Raw genomic sequence first — 19,655 nt, 5'->3', positions numbered from 1 at the left:
TTTGATTCTACTTATATAAGTTATAGAGTAGGTGCTTTTACTTTTAAAAGATGAGCCATATATGGCGCAAGGTAACAAAAATCTTTTGAGCATTTGAGGCTACTTCCCTGTATCCCAAAAGCTCGAGCGGCATCCCTGCCACCATCAGTATTGTCGATTGTGGATTTGAACGAGAAGTTAGTTCAATTCTTTCTAAAAAAATTTAATTGAGTCTTTTATGAATTCAAATTCATCTCCCATGCTGGTGACGGCAAGTATTTATACCTTGCTGGTGCTGATCTGGGCAGCAACGCCACTGGCGATTGTCTGGAGCGTGCAGGAAGTGCACCCGATGTGGGTGCTGATCATCCGTTATTTCGGCGCTTCTCTGCTGGCGTTGGCGATCTTGGCTGCCATGCGTAATCCATTGCCATTTGATCGAACCTCCATGATGAGCTATGTAGCAGGTAGCCTGAACTTGATCGGCGCGCAGTTATTTATCTACCTGGCTGCGAATTATTTGACCTCTGGCTTAATGGCCTTAATTTTCGGTTTCTCACCACTGGTTGCAGGTCTGATCGGACATGTCATCCTGAAAACCAACCGTCTGATCTGGCTGCAATGGCTCGGTATGGCAGTTGCCGTCGGTGGTTTAAGTTTTGTCTTTGCGGAGTCAGCAGATAGTAAAGTGAATCCGTGGGGTGTGGTGCTAATGCTGATTAGCATGGTGTCTTATATCAGCTCGATTTTCTGGGTGAAGCAGATCAATGCACCGTTAAAACCAATGTCACAAGCAACGGGTTCTTTGATTGTTTCCTCATTGGGATCATTACTAATCATTCCTTTTATCTGGCAATCTTTCCCAACACAAATGCCAAGTATGCAGGCGCTATTCGGCTTTGGTTTTACCATGATCCTGTCTTCGATTGTGGCGATGCTGTGTTACTTCTGGCTGATTCGCCGTCTGGCTGCATCCACCGTATCCCTCAGCAATGTGATGACGCCAATCATTGCCCTGATTCTCGGCGCAACCCTGAATAACGAAGTGATCAGCAGTCATGCCTTTGCCGGAATTGCCGTGGTGATGTTCGGGATCGTGATGTACTTCTGGAAAGAATGGCGCGAGCAGTATTTTTCTAAATCTTAAAATAGATTGTTCAAGTTAAATTCAGACCTAAAAGGAAGCTTTGGCTTCCTTTTTTATTTTTGCAGTTTTAGATGCAGAATTGGGTAGGGATTACCTTCAGCATCGGTTTCTGAACGGCTGATCATCTCGAAACCATGTTTTAAATAGAAAGCAGTCGCATCAGGATTCTGCTCATTCACATCGACTTCAGTCACACCTAGAGCAAGCGCATGTTGTAATAACTGGCTGCCTATGCCTTTTCTAAATGCCGCAGGAGAGACAAACAGCATTTCCAGTTTGTTGCCTGCAATGCCCATAAAACCCAGAATCTGCTGCTGATGTTCCACATGGAACAATTGCACGTGGGTGAAATAATTATGATCAATAATCTGCTGACGGATCTTTAGGATCTGCGCGTCATTTAGGAAATGATGCGTAGCACGGACGGATTGTTCCCACAATTCTAGGAGCTGAGGATGCCGATCGGCAGAAGTATGGACAATTACAGGCATGAAGATTCCGATTAAAAATGAGAACAACAAAACAATAAACAATTTATCGCAGCAGTTTATTAAGATGCAAAGAGATAAAATGAAAAATCAAATAGATCCATCTGTTTGAGAAAAAAATTAGGACAAATTTGAATGTCGTCTGAATCGAATAAAATTGTGGTATATGCAGCGCTGTTTGGTAATCTGGCAATCGCGCTGGTGAAATTTGTCGCGGCCTATATTACCAATAGTTCTGCCATGTTGAGTGAAGCTATTCATTCGGTAGTGGATACCCTGAATGAAATTCTGCTGCTGCACGGTATGAAAAAATCTCAAAAACGCCCCGATGCATTGCATCCCTTTGGCTATGGTCGTGAGCTATATTTCTGGGCCTTTATTGTCGCCTTAATGGTCTTTGCTTTGGGCGCCATTGTATCAATCTATCAGGGTATCCAGCACATTATCCACCCTGAAGAAATGCGGGACCCGATGATTAACTATATTGTGCTCGGTATTGCGATTTTATGTGAAGGAACTTCTTGGTTCGTGGCTTTAAAAGCCTTTCGCAAACACAAAGGCAAAATGGGATATTTTGAAGCTTTTAGACGCAGTAAAGACCCAACGACTTTTACTGTGTTATTTGAAGATACGGCTGCATTGATCGGACTTTTTATTGCGCTGGTAGGTATTTTTCTCGCACATCAGCTAAATATCCCTGAGCTAGATGGAGCGGCCTCAATTCTGATTGGTTTGGTACTGGCTGTATCGGCCTGGCTGTTGGCGCGTGAAACAAAAGGGCTGTTACTTGGTGAAACTGCCGATCCGAAACTGCGGGAAAATGTGCTGCTGATTGCGCAGGAGGATATCGCAGTGTTTAGTGCCAACGGGGTACTGACCGAACAGATCGGTGCACATCAGGTGATTGCTTCTTTAAGCCTGGAGTTTATGGATAATCTGAATTCGGATGAAATTGAAGCCTGCGTCAACCGGATTGAAGCGCAGATCAAACAGATCCATCCGGAAATTATTACCCTGTTTGTGAAACCACAAACTCAGGCCGTCTGGCTGGAACGTACCCAGGGACGTGTATAAGAAGCTATTTTTTTAATTGATATGGATAGAAAATATCTTCAAATAGCAGCCTTTTAAGCTGCATATTCAGATCCCTGATTTAAATAGGCGCAGCGGCGTTTGCTTTTTCCAATAATATCCCTAAACACAACAGTAAGCAGACGCAAAAGTGCGTCTTGAACTAAAAAATCTCAGGATTCAAATCAATCTTTGTAATGATTGATAGACTCATGTTGTCGCTGGAGCGCCTTTCTTACATCTATGTTCTATAACTTTAGTCGAATAACAGAAGCAATGTTGAAGATAGTTTAATTTTCATCAACTCACCAGTTCTCTGCAATTTTCCCTAGAAAATTGCAAAAAATAAATAAACAATAGATTTACAAGCTTTTAGATAGAAGAAAACGATGGTTTGTATTCATAAAAATTGTTTTAGCTTGTCACATAAAAGGGGTATGTTGAAGTAAATAAGATGTTTAAACAGTTCAGATCAAACAGACTTTATAAAGTTTTGGAGCTACAAAATGACACAAGATTTGCAAGCATCAGGCTGCCCATTTCATCAAAAACACGAAGGTACAGCGGCAAGCAATGCCAGCTCACACAATACGGACTGGTGGCCAAATGCGCTTAACCTCGACATTCTTTCTCAACACGATAGAAAAACCAATCCTTTTGATCCCGACTTTGATTATAAAGCAGCATTTAATTCCCTTGACCTTGAAGCAGTAAAACAAGATCTGCGTGAACTGATCACGACCAGCCAGGCATGGTGGCCAGCAGATTATGGCAGCTATATTGGTATGTTTGTTCGTACTGCCTGGCACTTGGCAGGTTCTTACCGTAAGCAGGATGGACGTGGTGGTGCCAATACGGGTAATCAGCGTTTTGCACCGTTGAACAGCTGGCCAGATAATGTCAATACCGATAAAGGCCGTCGTCTGTTATGGCCGATCAAGAAGAAATACGGTAACAAGCTCTCTTGGGGTGACCTGATTATCCTTGCAGGGACAGTGGCCTATGAAGTTGCAGGTTTGAAAACTTTCGGTTTTGCTGGTGGTCGTGAAGATATCTGGCATCCTGAAAAAGATGTGTACTGGGGTGATGAACGCCAATGGTTGGCACCGACCGAAAGCCGTTATGAAAATAACCAAGATCGTTCAACGCTAGAAAATCCTCTTGCTGCGGTGCAAATGGGCCTGATCTATGTCAATCCTGAAGGAGTGGATGGTGTACAGGATCCTTTACGTACGGCGCAGGATATGCGGGTCACTTTCGACCGTATGGGCATGAATGACGAAGAAACAGTTGCCTTGACCGCAGGTGGTCATACCGTAGGTAAGTCACACGGTAATGGTAAAGCAGATTTGCTTGGACCAGATGTTGAAAGCGCAGATATCGAATTTCAGGGCTTGGGCTGGCATAACCCGGAAGGGACTGGTAACGCGGCGAATACCATGGTCAGTGGTCTGGAAGGTGCCTGGACCACCAACCCAACCAAATGGGACAATGAATTCTTCTATCTATTGCTCAACTATGATTGGGAAAAAACTGTCAGCCCGGCAGGCGGGAAACAGTGGGAACCGATTAACATCAAGGAAGAAGACAAACCATTTGATGCACATGATACCAGTGTACGCCGTAATCCGATGATGACCGATGCTGATATGGCACTGAAAATTGATCCGGAATACCGTAAAATTTCAGAGCGTTTCTATCGTGATCCGGCCTATTTCTCTGAAGTGTTTGCACGCGCATGGTTTAAACTGACCCACCGTGATATGGGGCCAAAATCCCGTTATCTTGGCCCAGACGTACCGGCTGAAGATCTGATCTGGCAGGACCCAATTCCAAAAGTGGACTACACCTTGTCTGAGGCTGAAATTGAAGAACTCAAAGCAAAATTACTGATCAGTGGTTTAACCCCAACCGAACTGATCAATACGGCTTGGGATAGTGCACGTACTTACCGTGGTTCCGACTATCGTGGTGGTGCCAATGGAGCGCGTATCCGTCTAGAGCCACAACGTCAATGGGAAGGGAATGAACCGGAACGCCTGAATAAAGTATTGAACAAACTTGAAGAGATTCAGGCGGGTCTTGAGAAGAAAGTCAGCATTGCCGATTTGATTGTATTGGGCGGTAGCGCAGCAATTGAACAGGCAGCCAAAGCAGCAGGTGTAAATATCAAGGTGCCATTTACACCAGGCCGTGGCGATGCATCTCAGGAACAGACAGATGCCTATTCATTTGAAGACCTGTTACCGAAATACGATGGTTTCCGTAACTGGCTAAAAGATGAATATGTGGTTCAGGCTGAAGAGCTGCTAGTCGATCGTGCACAACTGTTAGGGCTGACTGCACCTGAGATGACTGCGCTGGTTGGGGGTATGCGTGTACTCGGAACCAACTATGGTGGTGCGCCAGAAGGTGTCCTCACCAACAATGTTGGTGTCTTAAGCAATGACTTCTTTGTGAACCTGACGGATATGAACTATCAATGGAAAGCAACTGGCCGTAACCAGTATGACATTGTTGAACGTGCGACAGGTGTGAAGAAATGGACTGCAACACGTGTAGACCTGGTCTTTGGTTCGAATTCGATTCTTCGTGCTTATGCAGAAGTATATGCTCAGGATGACAATAAAGAAAAATTCGTGCGTGACTTTGTCAAGGCATGGGTCAAAGTCATGAATGCAGACCGTTTTGATGTGAAACGATAATTTTTCGATCTTGAAATAGGAAACCGGTCGTAGGGCCGGTTTTTTATTACCTGAATTTTTATTGGTCAATCAGCTCATAGAACGACCAGTCATGAAAAATAGATGGTCTTACTGAAAACTTAATAGGTATTCGCCACTTTTTCTCTATACTGGACTGAAAACCACACAACAAAAATGAAGATTAAGGAAGAGAAGATGAACACATGGACAACCCATCAGATCAGCAATCAGTTTGATGAAAAACAGGACTATAACCTGTTTGCAACTGACGCCACTTTGCAGGAAATTTTGCAGAGCTATGGTAGTCAGGATCAGACAATTTTAAATGAAATGGGGCAGGTGGTGGGTTCATCAGAATATTATCAATATGCCGATCTGGCAAACCGGCATACGCCTATTCTGCATGCTTTTGATGCCCGGGGTCGCCGTCGTGATTATATTGAATTTCATCCTGCATGGCATCAATGGATGCGCATTAATCGTCAGTTTGATAGTCATGCACATCCTTTTAATCAGGCTGAATCAAAATCTAAATGGGTCGACTGGGCAGCACGGTTTTACCTGAGTGGACAGGTAGAATGTGGCAGTCTGTGCCCGACTTCGATGACCCTCGGCAGTATTCCTTTGATCCAGCGTGAACCGGAACTTTGGGCCAAAATTGGCGATAAATTATTATCTACTGAATACGATGAACGTGATCTGCCGATTGCCCAAAAAAAATCAATCTGGCTGGGTATGGGGATGACCGAAAAGCAGGGTGGTTCCGACGTTCGGGCGAATGAAACCTTTGCCGTGCCTATCGGTGAATCAGGTCGAGGACAGGCTTATCTGCTGACCGGTCATAAATGGTTTTTTTCGGCACCGATGTGTGATGCTCATCTGGTCGTGGCGAAAACTGAACAGGATGGTCTGGCCTGTTTCTTTGTTCCACGTTGGCGTGAGGATGGAACCAAGAACAATATTCATGTACAGCGCCTCAAAGACAAAGTTGGGAATCGTAGCAATTCCAGCTCGGAAGTCGAGTTTCAGGAAGCTTGGGGCATCATGATCGGTGAAGCAGGACGGGGTATCCCAACTATTATTGAAATGGCGAATTATACCCGTCTGACCTGCTCGGTTGGCAGTACTGCGATGTTACGTCAGGCGCTGGTGCAATGTCTGGCCTATACCCGACAGCGTAAGGCTTTTGGCAAGCATCTGGCAGCACAGCCCTTAATACAGGCAGTGCTGGTTGATCTGGCACTGGAAACAGAAGCGGCAATACAGCTGAGTTTCTATCTGGCTTCCTGTTATGAAAATGATGATGCCTTGTCACTGGCCTGGAAGCGGATTATGACCCCGGCTTCCAAATTCTGGATCTGCAAACGTGCCGTAGAATTGACCGGTGAAACCATGGAAGTCTTTGGTGGCAATGGCTATGTCGATAATGGCATCATGGCACGAATTTTCAAAGAAGCGCCAGTGAATACCATTTGGGAAGGCTCAGGCAATGTCATGTGTCTGGATGTGCTGCGTGCCATTGGTCGTGAACCGGAATCGATTGAAATACTGTTTCAGGATCTGGCTGCTACTGCAATGCAGGATGAAAGACTGAAACAGGAACTTCAAACGCTGTTTAAACTGTTTCAGCAGCCTGCAGATGAACTGCAATTTATGGGGCGTAGTCTGGTCAGCCGCTTGACTCTTTTAGCTCAAGCTGTATTGTTAAAACGTCATGCACCTGAATTTATTTTTAATGCATTTATTCAGACCCGATACAGTGAGTTTCATGGGCGAGTAGTAGGTATGATGAGTGCCAAACAAGTAGATGTAGAAAGGATTTTGGAACGGGCTTTAGCTCAAGACTCATCTTCATAAAATATTAAAAAGGAGGAGAGAATAGCTTCTTGTTAAAGGTTATTCTCAAATCCTAAAAATATTGAAAACCACTTGAAATATGCTGAATAGAGCGCAATATATGTACAGTGTCAATTCAGATGCTATGTCAAAAAACAGGTGAAAAGATGGCAAAGAAAAAGCAGCTGCCAGAAGCAGTAACACATAACTTTGTGGCCAAACATATGCATGAGGTCAACAAAAGCCAAGTGTTTACAGACCGCAAAAAAGATGCAAAACGTGGCTATAGCAAGCACAAAAAAGGGAGATACTCAAATGACTATCTCCCTTTTTTATGGCAGTTTTGCTAAATTCAGCAGCTTAAGCTCCCACGATTCGGGTCGCGCCTTTCACCATATCTCCCAGACCATGCGTGCGGAAGTAATGTTCCATCCAGCTTTTTACGACCAGCGGATTATCCAGTTTTAGCACATGTTCCAATAAGTCCTGAGCATCCGGCATGGGGACATGACAAATCGTCTTACGCACCCGCAGAATATTACTTGAACTCATTGACAGGGTATTAAAGCCCATGGCCATCAGCAGCACAGCCGAAATCGGATCACCTGCCATTTCCCCGCATATACTGATCGGTTTTTCATTACGATGACAATCCTGTACCAAACGGGTCAGGGCACGTAAAACGGCAGGGTGCAAATGCGAATAAACGTTGGCGACACGCGGGTTATTACGATCCACTGCCAGTAAATATTGGGTCAAGTCATTAGAGCCGACCGAGAAGAAGTCGACAAATTCAGAAAATTCATCAATCTGATACAGGACACTCGGCACTTCTAGCATGATACCAATTTTAGGCTTGGTGATCTTGACCTGTTCTTCTTCCTGGACTGCAACCCAGTCACGCTCCAGCAAATATAGTGCTTCTTCTACTTCGCTGACACTGGTGATCATTGGTAGCAGGATATGTAGATTATTCAGTCCAATACTGGCTTTTAACATCGCACGAATTTGCGAAGAGAAAATTTCTGGATGATCGAGGGTAAAACGAATCCCGCGCCAGCCCAATGCTGAATTTTCTTCTTCAATCGAGAAGTATGGCAGGTCTTTATCTGCCCCAATATCGAGGGTACGCATCACCACGGGTTTATTGGCGAAATGAGTAAGTTGCTGGCGGTAAATGGCACGCTGTTCTTCTTCACCCGGGAAGCGGTCGCGCAGCATAAACGGAATTTCAGAACGGTATAAACCGACGCCTTTGGCACCGCGCTGTACACCGCGTACCACATCAATCATCAAGCCTGTATTCACGAACAAGCGTACAGCCACACCATCTGGGGTAATCGCATCCTTGGTTTCATACTGACGCAGATCTTTGGCGAGCTGTTCTTCTTCTTTCTGAATTTCTTTATAACGGGTACGCAGACGACGTGGCGGATTGATAAATACCCGACCCTGATGCGCATCAACAATCATTTCGACATCATCAAGGGTATTGATAGGTAATTCGGTCACACCCACTACGGTCGGAATACCGAGTGCACGCGCGACAATCACCATATGTGAATTCATTGCACCTTCAGTGGTGACAATCGCTGCAATTTTATCAACAGGTAATTCTACCAGCGCTGCGGTCGAGATTTCCTCGCCAATCAGGATGCTTTCATCGGTCAGTTCACGATGGCTTTCATCAGCTTCCTGTAATTTAGCCAGAATCCGGCGGCCTAAATCTTTCAGGTCAGCAACACGTTCACGTAAATAGTCATCTTCCATCTGGGCAAACTGCGCCACATGGTTTTCAATGACAATTCGTACCGCTCCTTGCGCCCAGTGACCTTCACGGATCAGTTCCTTGATTTCAGCCGGCAGGGCATTTTCGTCCAGCATACGCAGGAACACACTGAACAGTGCACGTTCCTCAGCCATGAGAGCATCCTGCATCTTGTCATCGAGAGACTGGATTTCTTCACGTACGGAATTTAGCGCGTTGTCGAGCAGGGCAAGTTCTTCGCTGATGTCATCCGCTTCACGATCCGGAACTGCTCCCAGATCTGCTGGTGGATAGAGGATCACGGCACGACCTAGAGCAATACCACCTGAACCTGATACGCCCTGGAAGGTTTTATAAGCAGGCAGATTGCTAGGTTTGCGGAATACATCAATATTACCCACTGCATGGGCATGGGCAATTACACCAGAGAGCTGAGCACAGAGCGTCACTAAGAAGGATTCAGCAGCTTCTGAGAAATCCTGAGGTTCTTTATTCTGAACTACAAGAACGCCCATGACCTTACGGCGGTACATGACCGGAACGCCAAGGAAAGAGTTATAAATTTCTTCCCCCGTTTCAGGTAAATACAAGAAACGCTCATGTTTCGGGGCATTGTCAAGGTTGACGATTTCCTCGCGCTGTCCGACCAGCCCCACCAGACCTTCACCGGTTTGCAGCGACACATGGCCCACCGCTTCAGGTTTTAGGCCCTTAGATGCCATCAGTAGATAGCGCTGGTTGCGCTCATCCAGCAGATAAATGGAGCAGACGTCGACCTGCATCGCCTGGGCTACCTGATTAACCATAATGTCGAGCGATTCATGCAAACTGGCTGACGCATTGATCTCTTGAACAATACGTCTCAGGGTCTCCAGTTGCATATTCGACATTCGCGCTGCTCCTTCGTAATTTAGGGTCCGGTATCTTCTTTATTTATAACAATAACTGCCTAAAAAATCTGCATATTTATGCAATTCTTAAGGTTTTTCCTTGGGAAGTTGCTGACACAGTTCTACCATGGCCTTGCGGTATACGTCACGTTTAAAATTCACGACCTGACCGAGCGGGTACCAGTAACTGACCCACTGCCATTGATCAAATTCGGGCGGGTCAGACAGATCAAGTTGAATGTTCTGTACTGACGCCGTCAATTTGAGTAAAAACCACTTTTGTTTCTGGCCGATACACACCGGATCTGAATCCGTACGAATGTACCGGTGCGGCAAACGATAACGCAGCCAGCCTTTGGTTTGCGCTATAATTTGGACATGTTCGGGCAGTAAGCCGACTTCTTCTCTCAGCTCACGGTAGAGTGCCTGCTCAGGGGTTTCTCCATATTGGATACCTCCTTGTGGAAATTGCCATGCATTGTGTCCAATGCGCTTCGCCCATAAAACCTGTCCAGCATCGTTTGCCAAAATGATCCCGACATTCGGTCGGAAACCTTCAGAGTCGATCATTTGGCACCTAATATTGTGTAATTTATGCCTTTGCCCTCGGGGATTTTTATTTCTGTATCCAGCACGAAAAAAGCAAAGTTTAAAAATGTTAAAATTGCTATGATCTTAACGAATTTCTATCGACTAGCGGAGATAGATTTACAATTTTTTTCTTAAATTTCAGTTTTTACGAGTATTTTCATGAAATTGGCGCTATTTGATCTCGATCACACCTTGTTAAATACAGATTCGGATCATTCTTGGGGAGAGTTCTTGGTCAACGAGGGCCTGGTTGACCCTGTTCATCACCGTGCCATGAATGACAAGTTCTATGAAGATTATAAAAAAGGTCAGCTGGACCCCTATGCCTATAATGAATTTGTCTTTGAATTTTTAACCAAACATGACAATGATTATCTGATTGAACTACATCAACTCTTCATGCAAAAAGTCATTCGTCCGCAAATGCGTCCAGAAGGTTTTAAGGCAATTGAACGTCACCGTGAAGCAGGACATGAATTGGTCGGTATTACTGCAACTTCTGACTTTATTACTGCACCAATTTTTCGTGAATTTGGCATTACCGAAATTATCGCGACGAATGCTGAAATTGTTGATGGTAAATATACCGGTAAAGTGATCAATACTGCCTGTTACCAGAAAGGCAAACTGATCCGCCTGGAACAGTGGCTGGAAGGCCGTGATGTGACCGAGTCCTGGGCCTATTCGGATTCAATCAATGACCGCTTCTTGCTGGAACATGCTGATCACGCCATTGCAGTCAATCCGGATGATCGTTTAGAAGCACTGGCGAAAGAGCAGGGCTGGGAAATTCAGGACTGGTCGATTTAATCATCTGAAGCGTTCAAATCTGTGAAGCACAACTCAGGTTGTGCTTTTTTATGTGCACAGATTCAAGGTGAAAAATAAACTATTGTCACACTAGCTCACTGCAGCTCATGCTAAGCTTAATTTGCATAATGAGAATAAGGGAAACTCAGAGGTAGTTGAAATGAATAAAGTACGACCACGCATGACGCACCTATTTGAACAGTTGGGCCTGGATGCCAGTGAGGAAGGAATTGCAACCTTCATTAACGATCATCAGCTGCATAAGGATTTTAATCTGCTGGATGCACCCTACTGGTCTGAGGCACAGCGCCAGTTTCTCGCTGAAAAGATTGCGTCTGATGGTGAATGGGCCATCGTGGTAGACCAACTGAATGAATCCCTGCATGAGGATGCGACCATCGAAATCTGAATGTATCTTAAAACCAAAAGCCAGTCTGATGACTGGCTTTTTATTTGATTTTGGCATCTTAACGTATGCGTTTCCATAAAGTGACCTGTGACAGGGTATGCTGATATTTACGCGCTGTTTCACGGATCACAAAGGGAACATCTATAGGTTCAGCCAGCATTTCAAAATGTGGACTCAATAATTCCTGTATTCCATCTAAGGTCGTACAATTTTCTCCAGCCCGCTTAAAACCGCCCAGCCATTCACTACGCGCGGTATGTTCGTCCAGCCAGGTATAAGGTGAAGCCAGCATCAGAATACCGCCAATATTCAGTCGCTGATGAATTTCGTGCAGAAAGGCTTTAGGGTGGTGCAGCCGGTCAATCAGATTGGCTGCCAGAATGAAATCGTATTCCTTAAATTGTGGTTTTAGATTGCAGGCATCCGCCTGATAAAACTCGACCTTATGAGCAACCTGATCAAGTCCAGTCTCTTGCAGTGAACAGGATTTATATTCGACCAGTTCACCTTCAACCGGAATGGTATAACCTAAAGTTTCACCTTGCGCTAAGGCTACACCTTGCTGAATAAAACGTGCCGAGAAATCTAGACCTGTTACCTGTTCAAAATGCTGCGCCAGTTCAAAGCTGGCGCGTCCTGTGGCACAGCCAAGATCAAGTGCTTTTTTTCTGGCAGTTTTTACAAAATAAGGCTCGGCGAGGATAATGAGAGACCTGGCAAAATTCGGAACGCCAAAATACTCCTGACCGTACTGAAATTCCAGATACTGCGAAATCAGTTCATCCGTCTGATAATGTGAGTGATAAGGTGAAACTGGCTCATCTGACCCAGCTACATAACGAAAACCCGTATGCTGGAAAAAGTGTCGTCTAAAGGCATAGCGGGAACTATGCAGAGCTTCATTACCACCTGAAATCCAGGAGCCGCCTTTAATCAGGTTATGCCGATCATCGAAGGTTGGGGTACTAAAGTCATCATAAATTGGATGGACCTGAAAACCTTCAAAGGGATAGATTGCAGTTTCAGTCCATTGCCAGACATTGCCTTGTACATCATAAAACTCGCCTTGCTGGAACTGGTGTACCGGACAAGGATTAGGTGCATGTTGCAAGGCGATATTGGCTTCTAAAGGTAGCGGTCGTTTAGGATTCAGGCCGACATGGTCATACAGCCGATACCATTCATCTTCGCTCGGCAAACGGATTGATTCACCGGTTTGTGCTGATTTCCAGTTACAGAAGGCTTTGGCTTCGTGGTAATTCACCTCGACTGGCCAATCCCACGGCATCGGAATTTCTTCCAGCATGATACGCAAATGCCAGCCATCCTCTTTTTTGATCCAGAAGCTTGGATGTTGCGCTTCAATAAATTCCAGCCAGGCTTTACCTTCTTCACTCCAGTATTCTGACTGCTGATAACCATCAGCTTCGACAAAGTTGAAAAATTCCTGATTGGACACCAGAAATTGTGATGCCTGAAACGCATTGATTTCCGCTTCATGCAGACCGTATTCATTGTCCCAGCCATAATATGGATCAGTGAAATTTTTATTCAGTCGAACAGTTCCCGCAGGAACAGGAAGAAGCTGATTTTCTGGTGCAGGTCCAGTCAGGATTCGGGCATGCCATAGTGGATGATTCTGCACATATTGCAGTTGATGTTGTCGAATCAATACCGACGAAGTTTCCAGATGGATCCGTTCATGTTCAATGCCCATCAGGATTGACCACCATGGATTCTGCCAGTTGAGGGGGAGTTCTAGAGGTGCATTTTCTATGATCTTCAGTACCAAGGCTCGTACCCGGTGCCGATACGCTTTTACTTCACTGACTTCAGGCCAGTCATAATTCTGATCATCCAGATCGTCCCAGCTCATCTCATCTACACCGATGGCAAAGATACTTTCCATATGTGGATTCAGCTGTTCAGGAATCAGTTTGCTGAGCAGCAGTTTATTGACAAAAAAAGTAGCGGTATGACCGAAATAGAAAATCAGCGGATGACGCAGACTAATCGGTTTGACATAAAATGCTTCTTCATTGCGCAGACAGTCAAACAGGGATTCGTAGGTGTCAAAGGTATTCAGGAAATATTCACGAATCACATGGCGCGCTGTGGAAATGTCTTCAAAGTTTAAATTAGGTGTTGGAAGCAGGCGAATTTTGCCCTGTTGCCAAGGGCTGTCGTCTGCTAAATATGTAGGTGACTTACTATTTGGCTGGTTAGGTTTAAATAAGGTTGAATCGGGCTGCATCCATCAGACTCCATGAAGAATTTTAAGATATTCCACTGGTAAGTCCGCGCAGGGAATATCCTAAACTTAATGCAAAGCAGGATGCAGTTGTTGCTCATTTAGGTAACAAAATGCTGCGAATTGAATCCATCGTAGCCTCTTATTTTAAAATGAAGTGACTTAGAGTTTAGGCTGTTGCATTAACTCAACCAGGGCCTGTGCAGCTTTGGACTGGGTACGTCCCGGATGCCAGACCATGCCAAGCTGGCGATTCATTTCCAGAGGAATATCCAGCTGTTGCAAGTCATGATTTACAAGAGTTTGTGGTAGTACTGACCAGCCTAGACCAATGGAAACCAGCATGCGGATCGATTCGAGTGGATTATTACTCATGGTGATCTTTGGTTTGACACCACGCTTTTCAAACTCTGCCATGGTAATTTGCGTGGTATAGGTTTGTGCAGACGGTAACAGGCTCGGGTAATGCACCAGATCTTCTAGTGACAGATTCTTCTGCTGGGCCAATGGATGGAATGGAGCAACTACAAACACCAATGGATCGTTCCAGATAGTCACATAGTTCAGCCGTTCATCGCCATGTGGAGGTAAAGTCAGAAAAGCCAGTTCCAAGTCACCGGCAATCACCTGTTCATGTGCCTGTTCAGAATCAACAAAGTGCACATCCAGGGTTACATCCGGATATTGCAGTACATACTGACGCAAATGTGCTGGAAGGTGATGCAGACCAATATGGTGACTGGTACCAATTTTCAGTTTGCCCTGAATCTGGCCTTGTTCATGGCTGAGGGTATGGTGAATATCGCCCAGTTCATTGAGCCAGTTTTTCACTTTCGGTAACAGCGAATGCGCGGCATGGGTTGCTTGTACACCACGACCAGCTGATTCAAACAGTTTGACTCCAAAATACTCTTCCAGACTATGAATCCGTTTGGTCACGGCGGGTTGAGTAATAAAAAGCTGATCTGCCGCCAGAGAAATCGATCCAGTTTCCATGACTTTTACAAAGGCTTCAAAGGCTGCGAGATTCATCTTAATCACCTATAAAGATTTTTTATGCGTATCTCTATTGTTGTAATATTTTAAGAATAAATCAAAGGAAAAGTTGTATCTATTGCTGTAAAATCCGACATTCATTGATCGCTAATACAATAGATCGGTAGAAATAGCGGCTTGAACCCAGAAAAATATTTTATAAAAATCGGATATGCATCAATAAAAAAAGCCACCGAGGGTAAGCGGTGGCAAAATGAGGAATAAGGACAGAAAAGAATTTAGGCTGTGATTTCCTCATTATTGCTCTGTTCAGATTTTGCCTCCCAGGCTTTTTCGTGGAAGAAGAAAGCAACAGCCTGAACAGTCGGTTCTAATAAACTTAATGCAATTGCCATGGCTAAACTACCAGTCACAAAATAACCGACTAACATGGCTACCGTGATGTGCATGACGTAATAGCTCAAGGTTTTCTTGAACATACGCTGATTATCTACAACAAATTTTTGAACGTGTGCCATGTCGATATTCCTCAAAAAATAAATTCAATGTTTTCTGTATGAATAAATAATAATAATTCTCATTTAATTTGTAAAAACGTATATTTTGCAAAAAATGATCGGAAAATTAGATTAAATAAAAATCAATATTGGTCTGTTTAGAATCCAATTTTAAAGATTCCAAAAAGTTTATTAACTAATAAAAATGATAAATTAGATTTATGTGACCGCAGCGATATAATCAAAATTAGAGATAGAATTTACCCAGTCCAGTGGAGTACATCGACATGGCAGGCGAGACCCAAACAGCAAAAACATTATACGATAAGTTATGGGATGACCATTTAGTAAAACAGCGTGACGATGGTTCAGCTTTACTTTATATCGACCGTCATTTATTGCATGAAGTAACTTCTCCGCAGGCATTCGAAGGCTTACAACTGGCGGGTCGTAAACCATGGCGTTTAAGCGCGAACGTGGCAACGCCAGACCATAACGTACCGACTTCTACCAAAGAACGTTCAGAAGGTATTTCTGGGATTGAAGATGAAACTTCACGTATCCAGGTACAAACCTTAGATGACAACTGTAAAACTTTTAATGTGGTGCAGTTTGACATTAATGATGTTCGCCAAGGTATTGCGCATGTTGTGGGTCCAGAACAGGGCTTGACCTTGCCTGGGATGACGGTTGTGTGCGGTGACTCACACACTGCAACGCATGGTGCCTTCGGCTGTTTGGCACATGGTATCGGAACTTCTGAAGTTGAACATGTATTGGCAACCCAATGCCTGGTTCAAAAGAAAATGAAAAACATGTTGGTGCGCGTTGACGGAAAATTGGGTCAAGGCGTAACTCCAAAAGATGTGGTTTTAGCCATCATTGGCAAAATCGGGACTGCGGGCGGTACAGGCCATGCCATCGAATTTGGCGGTCAAGTATTCCGCGACATGTCGATCGAAGGTCGTATGACCGTATGTAATATGGCGATCGAAGGCGGTGCCCGTGTTGGTATGGTCGCAGTCGATGATAAAACCATTGAATATGTGAAAAACCGTCCATATGCACCGAAAGGTGAGCAGTGGGATCAAGCCGTTGCTTACTGGAATACCTTGCATTCTGATGAAGGTGCGCACTTTGATACCGTTGTGGTATTACAAGGTGAAGAGATTGAACCACAAGTATCTTGGGGGACTTCTCCTGAAATGGTGATTCCAGTCTCTCAGGCAGTGCCTACTTTAGAACAGGCAAAAGATGACGTACAACGCAATGACTGGACACGTGCTTATCAATACATGGGTTTAACTGCTGGTCAGGCCTTGTCTGATATCCAGTTAGACCGTGTATTTATCGGCTCTTGTACCAATTCACGTATTGAAGATATTCGTGCTGCGGCTGAAGTGGCGAAAGGTAAAAAGGTTGCACCGAGCATTAAACAGGCGATGGTCGTTCCAGGTTCTGGTTTGGTCAAAGCACAAGCTGAAGCTGAAGGTTTAGATAAAATCCTGATTGAAGCAGGCTTTGAATGGCGTGAGCCGGGTTGTTCAATGTGCTTGGCCATGAACGCTGATAAGTTACAGCCGGGCGAGCACTGTGCATCTACCTCGAACCGTAACTTCGAAGGTCGTCAGGGCAATGGCGGTCGTACCCACTTGGTGAGCCCAGCAATGGCAGCAGCAGCAGCAATTGCCGGTCACTTTGTTGATGTACGTTCATTCTAATCGGCTAGTAGGAGCAAAGACATGAAAGCTTATACCGTTGAACAAGGTATCGTTGCACCATTAGACCGTGCCAATGTAGATACCGACTTAATTATTCCAAAACAGTTTTTAAAATCGATCAAACGTACCGGTTTTGGTGAAAATTTATTTGATGAATTGCGTTACCTGGATGAAGGTTATTTAGGTCAGGATAATTCAAAACGTCCCTTAAACCCTGATTTTGAGTTAAACAAACCCCGTTACCAAGGTGCATCAATTTTAATTTCACGTGCAAACTTTGGTTGTGGTTCAAGTCGCGAGCATGCGCCATGGGCATTGAATGAATACGGTTTCCGTACCGTGATTGCACCAAGCTATGCGGATATTTTCTTCAATAACAGTTTTAAAAACGGCATGTTGCCAGTAATCCTGTCTGAAGAAATTGTTGAGCAGTTATTTAGAGAATGCGCTGCGACTGAAGGTTATCAATTAACGATTGATCTTGCAGCGCAAGAAGTGCGTACCCCGGCAGGTGAAAGCTTCAAGTTTGAAGTTGATCCATTCCGCAAGCATTGTCTTTTAAACGGTTTGGATGACATCGGTTTAACTTTGCAGGATGCTGATGCGATTCGAGCTTATGAAGAAAAAACCAAACGATCTCGCCCTTGGGTATTTGCAGAAATTAGTGGCTAAATCTAGTTAAATTGTCATAGCGGGAAAGTCTAACCCTTGCTAATATCGTGAAATCATGGAAATTTCGTTTGGGTTAGACATTCAGCATGGCCAGCTATTGGAAACAGTTATTTGCATTGGGTACGGTTTCGATGTTAATGACAGCATGTCAGACCATCGATACGATACAGTTGAAGAAATTGTCAGATTCGGCTGTAAATAGTTCAGATGCCCTGATTTATTGTTCAGGTACCCACGATTGTAATTTTGAACGTATGGATGATATCAAGATCATCAATGCTGAAAAGCGACATGTGGAGAGTGAAGCGCTCAAGCTCAAGCTTGTGCGTTTACAAGCAAAAAGCCTGAAAGAGCCTAATCCGGTTTACCTGTCGGTACCCGCGGGGCAGCATGAACTGGTGGTACGCTTTTATCCGATTAGTCCGGATAAGGCCGAAGTTCTACATGTATTCCAGAACTTTCAGGCCAAGCATAAGTACACCTTTAAGATGTATCGCCAGCGCTCGACTCGAAACACCAGCTTATTGCAGGCCTCTGCACCTGATCCACTGTGTGTAGATCTGTTGCAAAACACCAAAATAATTCGACGCTTCTGCAAGCCATACAATGTTGAAACTGGCATTGCCGAGTTTGTAGAACAGAAAATTTAACCCAGTCAGTGAAATGCTGACTTTATAAATGGAATATCTCATGTCTAAACAAATTTTGATTTTAGCTGGTGACGGCATCGGTCCTGAAATTGTGAAAGCAGCAGAGCAAGTGCTGACTCGCGTAAATGAAAAATTTAATTTAGATCTAAGCTGGGAACATGGCCTGTTGGGTGGTGCTGCGATTGATGCACATGGTGCACCTTATCCAGATGTGACGTCTGAGCAGGCGAAAAAAGCTGATGCAATTCTGCTTGGCGCTGTGGGTGGTCCTAAATGGGATACGATTGAACGCTCAATTCGTCCTGAACGTGGTCTGTTAAAATTGCGTAGTGAACTGAACCTGTTCGCGAACCTGCGTCCGGCGATTCTCTATCCGCAACTTGCTGATGCATCTAGCCTGAAACCTGAAATTGTAGCTGGTCTAGATATCCTGATCGTACGTGAATTGACAGGTGGTATCTACTTCGGTCAACCACGTGGTATCCGTGAACTGGAAAATGGTGAAAAACAAGGTTTTAACACTGATGTGTATTCAGAGTCTGAAATCAAGCGTATTGCCAAAGTTGCATTTGAACTTGCCGGTCTGCGTGGCGGTAAAGTATGTTCAGTCGATAAAGCAAACGTGCTTGAAGTGACTGAGCTTTGGAAACAAACCGTTACTGCATTGAAAGAAGCGCAATATCCAGACATCAACCTGTCGCATATGTATGTCGACAATGCTGCAATGCAGTTGGTACGTGCGCCTAAACAGTTTGACGTAATTGTCACTTCTAACCTGTTCGGTGACATTCTGTCTGACGAAGCGGCAATGTTAACGGGTTCAATTGGTATGTTGCCATCTGCTTCTCTAGATGAGAATGGCAAAGGCATGTATGAACCATGTCATGGTTCTGCACCAGACATCGCAGGTCAAAACCTAGCAAATCCATTGGCAACCATCCTGTCTGTTGCAATGATGCTGCGTTATACTTTCCGTGAAGAAGTGGCTGCAAAAGCAATTGAAGATGCAGTAGGCCATGTATTGAACCAAGGTTTACGTACTGCGGATATTATGTCCGAAGGCATGAGCAAAGTCGGTACAGTGGAAATGGGCCAGGCAGTAGTTGCTGCATTGAACTAAGTTTCACTCCAGAACTGATCAATAAAAAACGCAGCTCAGGCTGCGTTTTTTTGT

Annotated in this window: 17 protein-coding genes; 11 read left to right on the top strand and 6 right to left on the bottom strand. The window is 44.5% G+C overall.

All coding sequences use genetic code 11. The annotated features are described in order from the left end of the window. The first annotated feature begins 217 nt into the window (after nt 1–217). Complete coding sequence (locus tag FSC11_RS12960) at nt 218–1,126, top strand: DMT family transporter (RefSeq protein ID WP_163167313.1); 909 nt, start codon at nt 218–220, stop codon at nt 1,124–1,126. 53 nt (nt 1,127–1,179) lie between these two features. Here FSC11_RS12960 and FSC11_RS12955 read toward each other — a convergent pair whose 3' ends face one another. Further along, entirely contained in the window at nt 1,180–1,617 is a 438-nt protein-coding gene (locus tag FSC11_RS12955; protein ID WP_004781822.1) for a GNAT family N-acetyltransferase, read from the bottom strand. Between the two features lie 132 nt (nt 1,618–1,749). Here FSC11_RS12955 and FSC11_RS12950 point away from each other — a divergent pair, with 132 nt between their 5' ends. The 4 genes from FSC11_RS12950 (at nt 1,750) to FSC11_RS12935 (ending at nt 7,576) form a co-directional block, all read left to right on the top strand. Then, entirely contained in the window at nt 1,750–2,688 is a 939-nt protein-coding gene (locus FSC11_RS12950; protein WP_004890364.1) for a cation diffusion facilitator family transporter, read from the top strand. Nucleotides 2,689–3,191: 503 nt separating this feature from the next. Next, entirely contained in the window at nt 3,192–5,390 is a 2,199-nt protein-coding gene (gene katG, locus FSC11_RS12945) for a catalase/peroxidase HPI (RefSeq protein ID WP_004813351.1), read from the top strand. Between the two features lie 195 nt (nt 5,391–5,585). After that, nucleotides 5,586–7,247 (top strand): acyl-CoA dehydrogenase family protein, encoded by a 1,662-nt coding sequence (locus FSC11_RS12940; protein ID WP_163167311.1) that lies wholly within the window; start codon nt 5,586–5,588, stop codon nt 7,245–7,247. 146 nt (nt 7,248–7,393) lie between these two features. Then, complete coding sequence (locus FSC11_RS12935; RefSeq protein WP_163167309.1) at nt 7,394–7,576, top strand: DUF7230 family protein; 183 nt, start codon at nt 7,394–7,396, stop codon at nt 7,574–7,576. 10 nt (nt 7,577–7,586) lie between these two features. Here FSC11_RS12935 and ptsP read toward each other — a convergent pair whose 3' ends face one another. Next, nucleotides 7,587–9,884 (bottom strand): phosphoenolpyruvate--protein phosphotransferase, encoded by a 2,298-nt coding sequence (ptsP, locus tag FSC11_RS12930; protein ID WP_004813340.1) that lies wholly within the window; start codon nt 9,882–9,884, stop codon nt 7,587–7,589. Nucleotides 9,885–9,971: 87 nt separating this feature from the next. Further along, nucleotides 9,972–10,454, bottom strand: a complete 483-nt coding sequence (locus tag FSC11_RS12925) for an RNA pyrophosphohydrolase (RefSeq protein ID WP_004813339.1) — start codon at nt 10,452–10,454, stop codon at nt 9,972–9,974. Between the two features lie 180 nt (nt 10,455–10,634). Here FSC11_RS12925 and FSC11_RS12920 point away from each other — a divergent pair, with 180 nt between their 5' ends. Both FSC11_RS12920 and FSC11_RS12915 read left to right on the top strand, forming a co-directional pair. After that, a complete protein-coding gene (locus tag FSC11_RS12920; RefSeq protein ID WP_004813338.1) occupies nt 10,635–11,285 on the top strand; it encodes an HAD family hydrolase in 651 nt (216 codons plus the stop codon). 160 nt (nt 11,286–11,445) lie between these two features. Continuing rightward, nucleotides 11,446–11,694 carry a DUF2789 family protein gene (locus FSC11_RS12915; RefSeq protein WP_004813337.1) on the top strand — a complete coding sequence of 83 codons (249 nt, stop codon included), beginning with the start codon at nt 11,446–11,448 and terminating at the stop codon, nt 11,692–11,694. 58 nt (nt 11,695–11,752) lie between these two features. Here the strand turns inward: FSC11_RS12915 and ovoA are convergent, their stop codons facing one another. The 3 genes from ovoA to FSC11_RS12900 all read right to left on the bottom strand — a co-directional run bounded on the left by ovoA (nt 11,753) and on the right by FSC11_RS12900 (nt 15,459). Then, complete coding sequence (ovoA, locus tag FSC11_RS12910) at nt 11,753–13,948, bottom strand: 5-histidylcysteine sulfoxide synthase (protein WP_163167307.1); 2,196 nt, start codon at nt 13,946–13,948, stop codon at nt 11,753–11,755. Nucleotides 13,949–14,107: 159 nt separating this feature from the next. Then, a complete protein-coding gene (locus FSC11_RS12905; RefSeq protein WP_004813333.1) occupies nt 14,108–14,977 on the bottom strand; it encodes a LysR family transcriptional regulator in 870 nt (289 codons plus the stop codon). 242 nt (nt 14,978–15,219) lie between these two features. Beyond that, entirely contained in the window at nt 15,220–15,459 is a 240-nt protein-coding gene (locus FSC11_RS12900; protein WP_004890352.1) for a DUF2061 domain-containing protein, read from the bottom strand. A gap of 266 nt (nt 15,460–15,725) precedes the next feature. On the opposite strand from FSC11_RS12900, the gene leuC reads away from it, so the two are divergent. From leuC to leuB, 4 genes are all read left to right on the top strand, one after another. Then, nucleotides 15,726–17,159: a 3-isopropylmalate dehydratase large subunit gene (gene leuC / locus FSC11_RS12895; protein ID WP_048882556.1), complete on the top strand. Its 1,434-nt coding sequence runs from the start codon at nt 15,726–15,728 to the stop codon at nt 17,157–17,159. A 21-nt stretch (nt 17,160–17,180) separates the two neighbouring features. Beyond that, nucleotides 17,181–17,831, top strand: a complete 651-nt coding sequence (leuD, locus tag FSC11_RS12890) for a 3-isopropylmalate dehydratase small subunit (protein WP_163167305.1) — start codon at nt 17,181–17,183, stop codon at nt 17,829–17,831. An 86-nt stretch (nt 17,832–17,917) separates the two neighbouring features. Further along, complete coding sequence (locus tag FSC11_RS12885) at nt 17,918–18,481, top strand: hypothetical protein (RefSeq protein WP_004813328.1); 564 nt, start codon at nt 17,918–17,920, stop codon at nt 18,479–18,481. A gap of 40 nt (nt 18,482–18,521) precedes the next feature. Then, a complete protein-coding gene (leuB, locus tag FSC11_RS12880; protein WP_163167303.1) occupies nt 18,522–19,601 on the top strand; it encodes a 3-isopropylmalate dehydrogenase in 1,080 nt (359 codons plus the stop codon). Nucleotides 19,602–19,655 lie beyond the last annotated feature (54 nt).

Source organism: Acinetobacter schindleri, from assembly GCF_010918895.1.
GTDB classification, from domain to species: domain Bacteria; phylum Pseudomonadota; class Gammaproteobacteria; order Pseudomonadales; family Moraxellaceae; genus Acinetobacter; species Acinetobacter schindleri.
The sequence above is the reverse complement of the archived record's forward strand: the minus strand, read 5'-3'. Positions and strand labels throughout refer to the sequence as shown.